The 13,072-nt window shown below is 68.7% G+C and carries 14 protein-coding genes; 10 read left to right on the top strand and 4 right to left on the bottom strand.

All coding sequences use genetic code 11. The features are described from left to right. Positions 1-287: 287 nt before the first annotated feature. Positions 288-1,355, top strand: coding sequence for a transcription termination factor Rho (gene rho, locus L942_RS23015; protein WP_037363999.1), 1,068 nt, complete (start codon positions 288-290; stop codon positions 1,353-1,355). Further along, positions 1,339-1,848 (top strand): GNAT family N-acetyltransferase, encoded by a 510-nt coding sequence (locus L942_RS23010; protein WP_037363997.1) that lies wholly within the window; start codon positions 1,339-1,341, stop codon positions 1,846-1,848. Before rho ends, L942_RS23010 begins: the two co-directional genes overlap by 17 nt. Before the next feature lie 136 nt (positions 1,849-1,984). Here the strand turns inward: L942_RS23010 and L942_RS23005 are convergent, their stop codons facing one another. Then, positions 1,985-3,355, bottom strand: coding sequence for an APC family permease (locus L942_RS23005; protein WP_037363996.1), 1,371 nt, complete (start codon positions 3,353-3,355; stop codon positions 1,985-1,987). A 189-nt stretch (positions 3,356-3,544) separates the two neighbouring features. Here L942_RS23005 and L942_RS23000 point away from each other — a divergent pair, with 189 nt between their 5' ends. The 3 genes from L942_RS23000 to L942_RS22990 all read left to right on the top strand — a co-directional run bounded on the left by L942_RS23000 (position 3,545) and on the right by L942_RS22990 (position 6,061). Further along, positions 3,545-4,030: an Lrp/AsnC family transcriptional regulator gene (locus tag L942_RS23000; RefSeq protein WP_037363994.1), complete on the top strand. Its 486-nt coding sequence runs from the start codon at positions 3,545-3,547 to the stop codon at positions 4,028-4,030. Between the two features lie 168 nt (positions 4,031-4,198). Then, positions 4,199-5,587 carry an aspartate aminotransferase family protein gene (locus L942_RS22995; protein WP_037363993.1) on the top strand — a complete coding sequence of 463 codons (1,389 nt, stop codon included), beginning with the start codon at positions 4,199-4,201 and terminating at the stop codon, positions 5,585-5,587. A 66-nt stretch (positions 5,588-5,653) separates the two neighbouring features. Then, positions 5,654-6,061: a hypothetical protein gene (locus L942_RS22990; RefSeq protein ID WP_009082327.1), complete on the top strand. Its 408-nt coding sequence runs from the start codon at positions 5,654-5,656 to the stop codon at positions 6,059-6,061. A 62-nt stretch (positions 6,062-6,123) separates the two neighbouring features. On the opposite strand, the gene L942_RS22985 is transcribed toward L942_RS22990, so the two are convergent. Further along, entirely contained in the window at positions 6,124-7,608 is a 1,485-nt protein-coding gene (locus L942_RS22985; RefSeq protein WP_037363990.1) for an alpha/beta hydrolase, read from the bottom strand. A gap of 78 nt (positions 7,609-7,686) precedes the next feature. Beyond that, entirely contained in the window at positions 7,687-8,502 is an 816-nt protein-coding gene (locus L942_RS22980; RefSeq protein WP_037363987.1) for a class I SAM-dependent methyltransferase, read from the bottom strand. 56 nt (positions 8,503-8,558) lie between these two features. On the opposite strand from L942_RS22980, the gene L942_RS22975 reads away from it, so the two are divergent. The 5 genes from L942_RS22975 (at position 8,559) to L942_RS22955 (ending at position 11,757) form a co-directional block, all read left to right on the top strand. Next, positions 8,559-9,014: a MarR family winged helix-turn-helix transcriptional regulator gene (locus L942_RS22975; RefSeq protein WP_037363984.1), complete on the top strand. Its 456-nt coding sequence runs from the start codon at positions 8,559-8,561 to the stop codon at positions 9,012-9,014. Between the two features lie 84 nt (positions 9,015-9,098). After that, entirely contained in the window at positions 9,099-10,298 is a 1,200-nt protein-coding gene (locus L942_RS22970) for an FAD-dependent monooxygenase (protein WP_037363982.1), read from the top strand. A gap of 29 nt (positions 10,299-10,327) precedes the next feature. Continuing rightward, entirely contained in the window at positions 10,328-10,720 is a 393-nt protein-coding gene (locus L942_RS22965) for a MerR family transcriptional regulator (protein WP_037363979.1), read from the top strand. Beyond that, entirely contained in the window at positions 10,717-11,025 is a 309-nt protein-coding gene (gene trxA / locus L942_RS22960; RefSeq protein WP_037363976.1) for a thioredoxin, read from the top strand. The genes L942_RS22965 and trxA overlap by 4 nt, the downstream gene beginning before the upstream one ends. A gap of 81 nt (positions 11,026-11,106) precedes the next feature. Further along, positions 11,107-11,757 (top strand): hypothetical protein, encoded by a 651-nt coding sequence (locus L942_RS22955; RefSeq protein WP_037363973.1) that lies wholly within the window; start codon positions 11,107-11,109, stop codon positions 11,755-11,757. Here L942_RS22955 and L942_RS22950 read toward each other — a convergent pair. Continuing rightward, positions 11,739-12,869 (bottom strand): MAB_1171c family putative transporter, encoded by a 1,131-nt coding sequence (locus L942_RS22950; protein WP_037363971.1) that lies wholly within the window; start codon positions 12,867-12,869, stop codon positions 11,739-11,741. The two genes, L942_RS22955 and L942_RS22950, sit on opposite strands and share 19 nt — an antisense overlap. Positions 12,870-13,072: the final 203 nt, after the last annotated feature.

Genomic DNA, 13,072 nt, shown 5'->3' with positions numbered 1-13,072 from the left:
GGAATAACGCAGCGGCAGGGCGCGTTGGGGTCTGGTGAGTGCCGGTTTTCGCCGGGCAGCTGCTCGCCAGGCCCCTTTCGCTTGTGCGGCCGGAACCGATGCGCTACTCTCACCGCATACCCCAGGAAGCCGGCCCCGCCGCCCCGGGGTTTCCGCCCCCTCCGCCAGCGTGAGTTCACGCGACGAGGATCGGCGTCTTTCCCGAAGCCCGTCGCCTGACCCGCTTCGCCTCTCCGGCGGTCCGCCTCTTCGCGTCTACCGCCCTGCCGCTCAAGGAGCCTCAAACCATGACACAGCAAGGAATTCTCGATATCCATGGCAAGACCGCCACGTTGGGCTACGGCCCCGGCGGCCCGTCCGTGCCGCCGCAGCTGATCCGCACCCACGGGCTGCGCCGCGGCGACGAACTCGTCCTCGACGACGGCGAACTCGTCTCGGTCAACGGCCGCCCGCCCGGCGAACCGCGTCCCGATTTCGCCGAGCTCACCCCCATTCACCCCAACCAGCGGCTGGTCCTCGAAACCAGCCGGCACCAGCTCACCACGCGCGTCCTCGATCTGGTCGCCCCGCTCGGCAAAGGCCAGCGCGCACTGATCGTCGCCCCGCCGCGCACCGGCAAAACCACTGTGCTGCAAGCGATCGCGCAAGCGGTGGCGGTCAATCACCCCGAAGCGCACCTCATGGTGCTGCTCGCCGACGAGCGCCCGGAAGAAGTCACGGACATGAGCCGCTCGGTGCGCGGCGAAGTCGTCGCGTCCACCTTCGACCGCAAACCGGCCGAGCACACCGCCGTCGCCGAACTGGCCTTGGAACGCGCGAAACGCTTGGTCGAAACCGGCCGCGATGTGGTGCTGCTGCTGGATTCCCTGACCCGGCTGGGCCGCGCGTACAACCTCGCCGCCCGCACCTCCGGCCGCATCCTTTCCGGCGGCGTCGACGCCAGCGCGCTGCACCCGATGAAGAAAATCCTCGGCGCGGCAAGGAACATCGAGGACGGCGGCTCGCTCACCATCATCGCCACCGCACTGGTGGGAACCGGTTCGCTGGCGGACACGGTGTTCTTCGAGGAACTGAAAAGCACCGGCAACTCGGAACTCCGCCTCGACCGAATGCTCGCCGACCACCGCGTCTTCCCCGCGGTGGATTTCTTCGGCTCCGGCACCCGCCGCGACGAACTGATCGTCCCGCCGCGGGAACTGGCCGTGATGAACGAGGTCCGCCGCGCGTTGGCCGCCCAGGACCCGAAACGAGCCGCGGAACAATTCCTGGAACAGGTCCGCACCACGAAATCCAACGCGGAATTCATCGCCCGAGTAAGCGCCTCACTGGCGGTCCCGGATGCCGCGGCCGCGTGAGGTGGAGACCGAACGCCTCCGGCTGACCCCGATCGGCCCGCACCTCGCCGACGAGCTGTACCACCTGCACCAGGATCCTGGCATCGCCCGCTGGTACGACGCATGGACCCGCGCCGACGCGGAAGCTCGCGCCGCGGAGATCGGCCGAAGCTGGCAAGATGACCGCGTCGGCAAATGGCTGGCCTATCACCGGAAATCCGGAGAACTCCTCGGTCGGGGCGGGCTGTCCTATCAGGACGTGGAGGGTGCCCGACGGCTCGAGATCGGCTGGGCAGTGCGCGAGGTGCACTGGGGAAATGGCTACGCCACCGAAATCGGTCTCGCTGGCTTGGCCCGGGCCCGAGAACTCGGCACCGCGGAAGTCGTCGCTTTCACCGAAGCGCACAACGTCCGTTCCCGTGCGGTGATGGAACGGCTCGGCTTCACCTACCGCCACGATTTCCCGCACCGAGGCGAACCGTTCGCCCTCTACGCAGTAGACCTCGACGCTTGAGGCAAACTCTTCGCTGGCCCGCTCGCGAAACGGCAGCTACTCCGGTGGCCCCTGGGGCACCTTCCTCAGCACCGAGCAGATGGCCGCGCCCCGGCGAGACCACCTGCTCGAGCCAAACGATCACCTCCGGTGCGCGTCAGGGAATCGTCACCAGCCACCGATCCGATCGCCGCCGCAGGTAGCCCCACCAATACCCGGCCGAAGCCACCAGCACTCCGGCCGTGATCGCCAGATCCAGCAGGCTCTGCGAGACCAGCACGTACCCGAGCGCCAGCACCACGGCCACGGGCACCACCGGCCATCCCGGCATTCGCCACACGTGCGGGTGCCGATGCGCCGGCCGCCGCGCCCACAGCACGCTCACCGAAATCGCCAGGTACAACGCCACCACGGCCACCCCGGTCACGCCGCTCAGCGTTTCCACCGGCACGAAACACAGCACCGCTTCCGAAATGCCGACCACGAGCGTCGCCACCCACGGCGCACCGAATCGCGGGCTCACCACGCTCAGCGCGCGATTCACCGGCTCCGGCCAAGCGTGATCGCGGCCCGACGCGTACAGCACGCGCGAATTCTGGATCACCATCACGATCACCGCGTTCACGATCGCCGCCGCGATGCACAGGCTCACGATCGTGCCGAACGTCGAACTGCTCCAGCTCACCACGAGCGCGGTCAGGTCGAGATTCCCGAGCGTCGCGAGATCCGGCACGCCCAGCGTGATCGCGATGACCGGCACCAGGATCACGACCGCGCTCACGCCGAGCGTCCAGAACACCGTCCGCGAGACCGTTTTGTGCGGCTCCCGCATTTCTTCGGCCAGGTACACCGCGGTCGAGAACCCCTGCACGACGAACAGGGCCACCGCGAGTCCGGCGATCACCGAGACCAGCGCGATCGGATGCACGCCGTCCATGCTGGGCCGCACGAGCACGGCTGCCGGCCGGTCGCTGTGCGCGAAGCCGAGCACGGACACCACGACGATCGCGACGATCTCGATCACCAGGAAAATCCCGGTCAGCCACGCGTTCGACCGCAGGTTCACCAGGCCCATCCCGGTGGACGCCAGCATCACCAGCGCACCCGCGACCGACGGATCGATGTGCACCGCGACCGCCAGGTAGTCGGCCACCCCGATCGCGATGATCGGCGGCACCACCAGAATCACGATGAACGACAGCATGAAAGTGATCCACCCGGCGAACCGGCTGACCACCGTCGACACCATGGCGTACTCGCCGCCCGAGCTCGGCACCAGCGTGCCGAGCTCGGAGTAGCAGAACGCGATCCCGACGCACAGCAGCACGGCGAGCCCGATGGCCAGCGCGGTGCCGGTGCCGAGCGAGCCGAACAACGGCGGGACGAGAACGAACAACGACGACGCCGGCGTCACGCAGCTCAGCGTCAGCAGGGTCCCGCCGCCGACTCCGATGGATCTGGTCAGCGAGCGGGGCGCGGGCGACCCGGCGGCGGTGTCGGTCTGGACGGGGACCGGATGAGGCGGCATGGGGGATCCCTCCGTCGGCGGCGCTTGAGTTCGACGGATGGAACAGGACGGATTTGGCGTTGTCAACGCCGGAAAGACGACGAAATCCGTTGTCGAGCACGCCGGCGCGCGGTCCATCCGGACACTCAGGGCGACGATCCGCCACGCTCCCGGTTGCCTGTGCGCGGGGTGACCCGAGATGATCCCCGGATGCAGAGCCAGGACCCGAACCGGCCCGCGCCGCCGGTCGTCGACGACATCTCGAAGCAGATCATCGCCCAGTTGCAAGAGGACGGACGGCGGCCGTACGCCACGATCGGCAAGGCGGTCGGGCTGTCCGAGGCGGCCGTCCGCCAGCGGGTGCAGCGACTGTCCGACTCGGGCGTCATCCAGATCGTCGCGGTGTCGGATCCCTTGCAGGTCGGGCTTTTCCGTCAGGCGATGGTCGCGATCACGGTCGACGGCCCGCTCGATCCGATCGCCGACGCACTGGCCGAAATGGACGAGATCGACTACGTCGTGCTCTGCGCCGGCCGCTTCGACGTGCTGTGCGAGGTGCTCTGCGCCGACGACGAGGCGCTGCTCGACGTGATCTCCAACCGCATCCGGACCCTGCCCGGGGTGCGCACCGCGGAGACCCTCGTGTACCTCAAGCTGCGAAAACAGTCGTACCAGTGGGGTACGCACCGTCGGTGACGACGAAATCCGAAGATCAGTCCGGATTGGACCGCTGAAATTAGTCGTTGCGGGTGGTAGTGACGACTGATCCGCTTGCCAACCGGCGTCGGCTCGTGCGATAACCGAGAGGTCCGGCCGGTACGCCACGGTGCGTGCCGGCAGCTTCGAGGCCCGTTTCGAGGAGCCATGACCACGATCGCCGAACCCGCCGGGAGCACCACCGGCTCGGGCATTGCCGCACGCGACAACCTTTGGCTGCACTTCACGCGCCACAGCCGCGCCGACACCGCCGACCTCCCGGTGATCGTGCGCGGCGAGGGCGCCTACATCTGGGACGACACCGGCAAGCGCTACCTCGACGGCCTCGCCGGGCTGTTCGCGGTGCAGGTCGGCCATGGCCGCGAGGAACTGGCCGAAGCCGCCGCGCGGCAAACGAAACAGCTCGCGTACTTCCCGCTCTGGGGCCACGCGCATCCGCCCGCGCTCGAATTGGCCGAACGCCTGGCCGCCGCGTCGCCGGGCGACCTCAACCGCGTGTTCTTCACCGTCAGCGGCGGCGAATCCGTGGAAACCGCGTGGAAACTCGCCAAGCAGTACTTCAAACTGACCGGAAAACCCACTAAGCACAAGGTGATCAGCCGCGCGCTGGCGTATCACGGCACGTCGCAGGGCGCGCTGTCCATCACCGGCATCCCCGGGGCGAAGGCCGATTTCGAGCCGCTCGTGCCGAGTACGCTGCGCGTCCCGAACACGAACTTCTACCGCGCTCCAGAGCACGCCGACGATTACGAGGCCTACGGCCGATGGGCCGCGGACCAAATCGAGCAGGCGATCGAATTCGAGGGCGCGGACACTGTCGCCGCGGTGTTCCTCGAACCCGTGCAGAACACTGGTGGCTGCTTCGTCCCGCCGCCGGGCTATTTCGAGCGGGTCCGCGAGATCTGCGACAAACACGACGTGCTGCTGGTGTCCGACGAGGTGATCTGCGCGTTCGGCCGGGTCGGATACGACTTCGCCGCCAAGCGCTACGGCTACCAACCGGACATCATCACCATCGCCAAGGGCCTGACCTCGGGTTACGCCCCGCTCGGCGCGGTGCTCGCGAGCGAGAAGCTGATGGTGCCGTTCGCCGGCGGCGAGGCGACCTTCATGCACGGCTCGACCTACGGCGGCCACCCGGTTTCGTGCGCGGTCGCGCTGGCCAACCTCGACCTCATCGAGCGCGAGAACCTTTACGGCCATGTGCTGGCAACGGAAACCGCCTTCCGGGCGACCCTCGACCGGCTGATGGACCTGCCGATCGTCGGCGACGTGCGCGGCACCGGTTTCTTCTACGGCATCGAACTCGTCAAGGACAAAGCGACCAAGGAGACCTTCACCGCCGAGGAATCGGAACGCATTTTGCGCGGTTATCTCTCGAACGCGCTGTTCGAGGGCGGTCTCTACTGCCGGGCCGACGACCGCGCCGAACCGGTCGTCCAGTTGTCGCCGCCGCTGATCTGCGATCAGCCGCAGTTCGACGAGATGGAGCAGATTCTGCGCGAGGCGCTCACCGGAGCGTGGAAGTTGCTCTGACGCCCGCTGCGGCGAGGGTTGTCCCGCTACGCTGATCTTCGTTGCCTACCAGCGGGAGGAAAGCGCGTGGCGCAGTGGAATGACCTGGTCGCCTACATCCGGCAGACCTACCGGGTGATCCGGGACGACCCGGGCGAAATCCGGATCCGGGTCCTGTTCGGCGACGACGCGGAGACGACCGGGCGCGCGCAGGTCGTGGTGATCGCCCGGGAGATTTTCGACCAGCGGGAGGACTGGGTGCAGATCGCGACCCCGTTCGCCCGGGTGGACGAGGTCGATCTGCTCACCGTGCTGACCGAGGTGGGCCAGACGCTGGTGGTCGGCGGGCTCGTGGTGATGGGCGAGCACCTCGTGCTGCGGCATTCGCTGCCGCTGCTGAACCTCGACCTCAACGAGTTCACCGATCCGCTCGAACTCGTCGCCGGTTCGGCCGAGCTGCTGGAGCAGCAGTTCACCGGGCGGGACGACTACTGAGCGGACACGGAAAAGCGGGGCCCCTGATCCGGGCCCCGCTTTTCCGTTGTGTCAATACTGTCTCAGTACCGCTGGACGGCGGGCGGCCGCAGACCGTCCATCCTGGACTGAACCCCCGGCTCGACCGCCGGGCAATGCTTGCCGCGCCCCGGGCTCGTGCCGTCGATGAGGAAGGCGTCCGCGGCGTCGGTGACGCACTGGCTCTTCTTGAAGTACGCGCCGTGGCCCCAGCCCTCGTAGGTGAGCAGCGGCGCGCCGGACTGCTGGGACGCGCGCACCGCCCAGCTGTACGGGGTGGCCGGGTCGTACCGGCTGTTCAGCATCAGCATCGGCACGCCCGGCCGGATCGACAGCGGGTGCTGCGGATTGCGCACCGGACTCGGCCAGCCGGCGCATCCGGTCGCCGCGCTCCAGCCCAGCGGCGAGAAGTGCAGGTCCGGCGACACGTCCGACAGCGCGCGCCGGTAGCTGTCGAGCTGCGGGAAGCTGGTGACCGGCAGCCGCCAGTCGGAGCAGAAAATGCTGTTGAACGGGTTCGGGATGGGGATCTCGGCGTTGCCGAACGACGCCCCGGCCGGTTTCCCGTCGCGAAGGTCGATCAGGCTTTTCGCGAGCTTGTCCCAGGTGGGGCCGTAGAAGTTCTGCGAAACGAGGCCGACGAACGCCATCGGGTCGAGCCGGTCGTCCGGGGTGCCGAGTTCGCCGCGTTCGGCGCGGGCGTAGAGGTCCGCCACCACCGCGCGGACGTCCTGGCCGTGCAGCGCGCACGACGTCGTCCGGTCGCACCATTCGGCGAACTGCTCGAACAACTCTTGCGTGGCCTGTGTTTCCGTCCGCAGGAACTCCCACGTGCTGCGGACCGAGTGGTCCATGTTGCTGTCGAGCACCAGCGCGCGCACCCGGTCCGGGTACGCCTCGGCGTACTGCTGGCCCATCAGCGTGCCGTAGGAAACGCCGTAGTAGGTGAGCGTCCGGTCGCCGAGCGCGGCGCGGATCGCGTCCATGTCGCGCACGACGCTGCGCGTGTCGGAGTGGCTGGCGAGCGGCCCGGTGATCCGGTCGCAGCTGCGGCCGAGTGCGCGGTTGTACGCGAGCAGCTGCTGGAACTCGCCGGAATCCTTCGGCAGCACCGGGTTTTTCGCGGTGAGCTCGTCGAGCCCGCAGTTGATCGCGGTGCTTTCCCCGACCCCGCGCGGATCGAACCCGACCGTGTCGAACCGTGCGGCGACCTTCGGCGACAGCGTCCAGCCGCTTTGCACCTCGCCCGCTCCCGCGCCGCCCGGCCCGCCGGGATCCATGAGCACCGACCCGATCCGATGCGCGGGATCGGTGGCCTTGCGCCGAGCGAGCGCGAGCTGGATCGTGCCGTCGCCGGGGTGGTCCCAGTCGAGCGGCACGGCGAGCTTGCCGCATTCGGCTCCCTGCCCGGTGGGGCACGGTTTCCAGTCGATGGCCGCGGGCGCGGCGTCGGCCGGCGCCGCGGTCATCAGCGCGGTCGCCGCGGTGACCGCGGTGGTGGCGGCGGCCAGTTTCCTGCCCAGACCCAATGCTTGCCCCTTCGGCGTGAACTGGAGACGTCGGAGTCCCCGATCTTGCCAGAAGGTGACCAGTGCCACTAGGCGGGGCTATTGTCCTTTGTGGACAGTGTGGGTGCTGGCGAGAGCTACTTGGAACACAAACGGAATCGACCCGTCGGTCCGGGCCAGCGCTGGTGCCTCCGCGAAAAACGCGGTCTTCAGCGCGGTGGCGGCGGCTTCGCTCATGGGGAAGAGGTTGTAGGTGACCGAGAAGAACTTCCAGACCTGATCGAGCGAACCGCTGAAGTCGATCGCTTCGGTGCGCCACTCGACGGGAGCGAATCCGGCGGGAGCGAGGATTTCGTCCAGCCCGGCTCGCGTCCGGGTGCGCTTGTCGCCGAGCGGAGACAGCCGCTCCTCCTCCGGGACACCGGCGAGGGTTTCCCGCAACAGCTTGCCGAACAGCCTGCGCGCCTCGTCGCCGTCCGCGCTGCCGCTGAGCACGAGCGAGAGCCGCCCGCCCGGCCGCAGCACGCGGGCCAGCTCGGCGGCCACCTGGTCGACGTCAGTCATCAGCATGAACGCCATGTGCGACACGCAGGCGTCGAACGCGTGGTCCGCGAACGGCAGATGCTGCGCGCGGCCCTCCGCCACGGCGGCCGAGCGCTGCTTCGCGAGCGCCAGGTCGGTGCTCGACAGGTCGATCCCGATCGCTTCATGTCCCGCCGCGGCAAGGAGGTCGAGCAGAAATCCGTCGCCGCAAGCCAGGTCGAGCACGCGCCCCGGACCGGCGATTTCGTCCCGGAGAAGGTCGTAGCTCGACCGTCCGTCCGCGCCGCGCGCGTCGGCGAAACAGCGCGAAGTAACCGCCGGATGGCTTGCGTGGAAGGCACGAAAGAAGGTTTCCTGCGCGGACCGAGTCACTCTCCCAAACTTACGCACCGGCGCGAAATCCTGCCCTCTCTTTGTAGAATCACCGGATGGCGGACGTGGCGGCGGATCGGCGCGAGGCCGAGGTCTGGTGTTCCTACCAGCGCGTGCAGCGTGCGCTCGGCAGCGCGCTCGACCGGCAGCTGGAGCGCGACGCGGGGATCTCCGGAGCGGATTACGCCCTCCTCGTCCCGCTCGCGAACGAGCCGGACGGCGTGCTGCGGATGCGGGAACTCGGCGCGACCGTCGAATGGGACCGCAGCCGGTTGTCGCACCACGTGAGCCGGATGTGCAAGCGCGGGCTGGTCACGCGGGAGAACTGCACCGAGGACGCGCGCGGGGCGAACGTCCGGCTCACCGACGCCGGGCGGGCGGCGGTCGCGGCGGCGAAACAGCAGCACGGCGAACTCGTGCGCCGGTACTTCTTCGACCAGGTCAGCGGGCCCGAGCTGGAGCTGCTCGGCCGCGTGTTCTCCCGGATGCTCGCCCGGCTGGCGCAGGACTGACCGCGATCGTCAGCGCTCCGTGCGGGCGCGGTAAGCGGTGCGCCGCAGTCTTGCCGCATCGCCTACCGACCCAGGGGAGCAGAGATGACCAGCAAGACCGTTCTCGTGTCCGGCGCCAGCGTCGCGGGCCCGTCCGCCGCCTACTGGCTGCACCGTTACGGCTATTCGGTGACCGTCGTCGAGGCCGCGCCCCGGCTGCGGCCCGGCGGGCAGGCGGTCGACTTCCGCGGCGAGCAGATGAAGCTCGTCGAAGCCATGGGCCTGCTCGACGACCTGCGGGACCACGAGACCGCGCTGCGCGAGCAGGTGCAGCTCGACCCGGCCGGCCAGCCCGCGTTCACCCTGCCGAGCGGCTTCACCAACGGCGAGCTGGAGGTCCTGCGCGGCGACCTCGCCCGCATCCTCTACGACCACACCAAGGGCTACACCGAATACGTCTTCGGCGACCGGGTCACCTCGCTCACTGAGACCGCCGACGGCGTCGAGGTCACCTTCCGCCACGCCGCCCCGCGCCGGTTCGACCTGGTCGTCGGCGCGGACGGCATCCACTCCGGCGTACGGACGGCCGCGTTCGGTCCGGAGGCGAAGTTCCGCACCGACCTCGGCTACCACGTCGCCGGGTTCACCGCGCCCAACCACCTCCGCCTCGACCACGCGGGCCTGCTCTACAACGAACCCGGCCTCGGCGCGATCGTCACCAGCCACCGCGATCCGGCGACGGTCACCGTCGGGCTCGCCTTCCGCGGCGACCCGGACGGGTACGGCCGTCCGGACCTGACGCGGCAGAAGGACATCGTCACCGAGGTCTTCGGCAACGCCGGATGGGAACTCCCGCAGCTGCTCACCGCGGTCGCCGACGCGCCTGACCTGTACTTCGACACGGTCGGCCAGATCAAGCTCGACAGCTGGTCGCGCGGCCGGGTCGTGTTGCTCGGCGACGCGGCCTGGTGCGCCGGTCCGGGCGGATCGGGTACCGGCCTCGCGATGATGGGCGCGCAGGTGCTCGCCGGGGAACTCGCCGCGGCCGGCGGCGACCACGCGACCGCGTTCGCCCGCTACGAGCAGCGGCTGCGCAAACCCGCCCGCGTCGGCCAGCGCAACGGAGCCGGTTCGGGCGACTTCCTGGTCCCGGCCACCGAGGAGAAGCTGCGCAAGCGCAACCGGATGTACCGCTCGCTGACCGGCCCGATCGGCCGCCGCGTCTTCGAGTACATGGGCAACCGGGCGGCGAACGCGGTCAAGTTCCGCGCATATCCGGAACCGCGCGCGCACGCCTTGCCTTGACGCCAGCGTGAAGGTTTAGCGTCGACGACATGCGGATCGGCGAACTGGCTCAGCGGACCGGGACCACCACGCGGGCCCTGCGCTTCTACGAGGCACAGGGCCTGCTCCCGGCGGCGCGCGCGGCGAACGGCTATCGCGAGTACGACGAGGACCACCTGCGGCTGGTCAAGGAAATCCAGACCCTGCGCACAGTCGGGTTCAGCCTCGACGACACCCGCCCGTTCGTCGACTGCCTTCGCACCGGCCACGACGCGGGCGACGCGTGCCCGGCGTCGGTCGAGGTGTACCGGCGGAAGCTGGCGGAGGTCGAGGCCTGCATGCGCGACCTCGCCGCGGTCCGCTCCGCCCTGCTCGACAAGCTCGCCGCCGCCACCGCGCGCCCGGCCGACCCATGCACTGCTGAATCCGAGGAGTCCCGATGACCACCGACGCCACCTTCGCCGCCGACGTCCTGGAACACGGTCAGCCCGTCCTGGTCGATTTCACCGCCGACTGGTGCCCGCCCTGCCGGATGATCGCACCGGTGCTCGCCGAGATCTCCGCCGAACGGCCCGGCCTCACCGTGCGCGAACTCAATACGGACGAAAACCCCGAAACAATGCGCGCCTATCAGGTAATGGCGTTGCCGACGCTGATGCTGTTTCGTGACGGCGTCCCGGTGGCGTCGTTCGTCGGCGCCCGGCCGAAGGCGAAATTGCTCGCCGACCTGGACGCGCTGCTGGGCTGAACCGGTGGCGTTCCGGGTCTGCGCGGTATCCAGGTGACGGAGCAGGTACAAAGAGTGCACGACTTTCGGGGAGGCCGTGCCATGACCGCTTTCGTGCGCTCGTACCTGTTCCTTCGCCGCGCCATCGGGGTGCTCGGGATCCTGCTGCCGATCGTCGTGATCGTCGGCAAGGAACTGCTCGAGGGCGGCGGTCTGCTCGGTTCGCTGAGCGGCTATTACTACAGCGACATGCGGAACGTCTTCGTCGGCACGCTGTGCGCGATCGGCGTCTTCTTGATCGCCTATCGCGGTTACGGCCGGGTCGACGACATCGCGGCCAACGTGGCGGCGATCGCCGGCATCGGGGTCGCGTTGTTCCCGACCCAGCCGGTCTCGCCGACGCCCACCGAGCACGTGATCGGCATCGCGCATCTGGTGTTCGCCGCGATCTTCTTCCTCACCCTCGCGTTCTTCTGTCTCTTCTTGTTCACCAAGGACGACGGCGCGCCGACCCAGCGCAAACGTTCGCGCAACGTCGTCTATCGGGTGTGCGGCATCGTGATGCTCGCGTGCCTGGTGCTGATCGTGGTCAACGGCCTGTTCTTCAGCGCCGCCACCGCGGCCCTGCATCCGACGCTCTGGCTGGAATCGCTCGCGGTGTTCGCGTTCGGTTTCGCGTGGCTGACGAAGGGCCAGACGCTCCTGCCGGACGTGCCGCAGCCCGAATCCCAGCCTCAGGCGAGCCTGCCGTAAGCCTCCGAGACCTGGGTCAGCCAGGCGACCTCGGCGGCGAACGTCTTCGCGTCGTGGTCGTCGAACGCGCCGTTGTCCTGGCTTTCCGCCGGAGTCACCCCGGAGGTCTTCGCCTTCAGGGCCTGGCGGATCTTGCGGGCCTCGGCCATCGCCTGGTCGCCGTCCGGGGCGTCGGCGCGGTCCATGTACGGCCGCAGGGCGCGCCAGCCGTCTCGGATCTCGATCACCCGCCGATGCAGCCGGTAATGCAGGTCCGACCAGCGCCGATCGGTGTCTCCCTCGGTCGGCGGTTCCAGCGCGATGCCCGGCGAGGATTGGTACAGCGAATGCCACAGCGGGTAGAGCGCGCGATAAGAACGGTAATTGCGCTGCCACCGCGCGATCGCCGACACGTGCTCGCCCCACGACGGCATGGTCAGCCCGAACGACACGATCACGATGCCCAGTGCGCTGAACACCGACGGCGCGATCGCCCACGCACCGAGGTGCCAGCCCAGCGCCGGGCTGACGATGTTCACCGCGCGCGTGGCGCAGTAGCAGAACAGCACGACCGCGCCGACCGCGAGCGTCCGCAGCGTCCGGCGCAGCCACACCCTCGACGTGCTTCGCGCGTACGGCCGGCACTGCAGGTAGATCGTCACGCACGGCACGGCCTGCGAAACGATGAACAGCAGCAGGTAGGTCAGGATCACCGGGTCGCTGCTGCCCACCGCGAAGGCGGTGCCCGGCGTGCCCGGCTTGTTGCCGATGAAGAACAGCGCGGTCAGCACGACGAACAGCACCGCGCCGGAAACGATCCACGCGCGGATGCGGGAGCGGATTTCCGGCAGCGGATTCGCCCACAGCATCAGCAGCAGCTGCGCGCTGATGCAGTACGCGACCGCGGCCAGGTGCAGGATCAAGATCGCCAGGTTGGGTATCCCGAACAGCGAGCCGATGCTGAGCGACAGCGCGCCGAGGGTGAAGGTGACGCACTGCAGGATCAGCGTCGTCATCAGCACGAGGTAGGCCGGGTCGCGCCACGAGCGGCGCATCGAGAAAAGCTTGTACAGCAAGGCCGCGTACGAAGAGACCGCCGACAGCGAGAACAGGATGATCTTCAGAGTGTTCACTCGCGCCCCCGGAACGGCCTCAGTGCCCGGCGGGCGGAACGGTGTGCGGGGCAACCTTGGCGGAATGGTTCACGATCGGCGACCATACACCACGGCAAGTGCCGGAACTAGAGCCGGAAAACGGGTTCTGGCCTGGGCGAATTCCGAATGGATCTCGGGTGCCGGCGGCCTGCTCGAGAGCGGTCGGCGCGACTTTCCGGTGA

Source organism: Amycolatopsis orientalis DSM 43388 (genome assembly GCF_000411975.1).
Taxonomy (GTDB): Bacteria; Actinomycetota; Actinomycetes; order Mycobacteriales; family Pseudonocardiaceae; genus Amycolatopsis; species Amycolatopsis orientalis_D.
Note: the sequence above shows the minus strand (reverse complement) of the source record. Positions and strands in the feature narration are given on the sequence as shown.

Bases quoted from the DNA above. Each gene is read 5' to 3' on its own strand.
- L942_RS23000 (WP_037363994.1), top strand. From the start codon at position 3,545: ATGCAGAGCCAGGACCCGAACCGGCCCGCGCCGCCGGTCGTCGACGAC.
- L942_RS22965 (WP_037363979.1), top strand. From the start codon at position 10,328: ATGCGGATCGGCGAACTGGCTCAGCGGACCGGGACCACCACGCGGGCC.
- L942_RS23005 (WP_037363996.1), bottom strand. From the start codon at position 3,355: ATGCCGCCTCATCCGGTCCCCGTCCAGACCGACACCGCCGCCGGGTCG.
- trxA (WP_037363976.1), top strand. From the start codon at position 10,717: ATGACCACCGACGCCACCTTCGCCGCCGACGTCCTGGAACACGGTCAG.
- L942_RS22995 (WP_037363993.1), top strand. From the start codon at position 4,199: ATGACCACGATCGCCGAACCCGCCGGGAGCACCACCGGCTCGGGCATT.
- rho (WP_037363999.1), top strand. From the start codon at position 288: ATGACACAGCAAGGAATTCTCGATATCCATGGCAAGACCGCCACGTTG.
- L942_RS22955 (WP_037363973.1), top strand. From the start codon at position 11,107: ATGACCGCTTTCGTGCGCTCGTACCTGTTCCTTCGCCGCGCCATCGGG.
- L942_RS22970 (WP_037363982.1), top strand. From the start codon at position 9,099: ATGACCAGCAAGACCGTTCTCGTGTCCGGCGCCAGCGTCGCGGGCCCG.
- L942_RS22975 (WP_037363984.1), top strand. From the start codon at position 8,559: ATGGCGGACGTGGCGGCGGATCGGCGCGAGGCCGAGGTCTGGTGTTCC.
- L942_RS23010 (WP_037363997.1), top strand. From the start codon at position 1,339: ATGCCGCGGCCGCGTGAGGTGGAGACCGAACGCCTCCGGCTGACCCCG.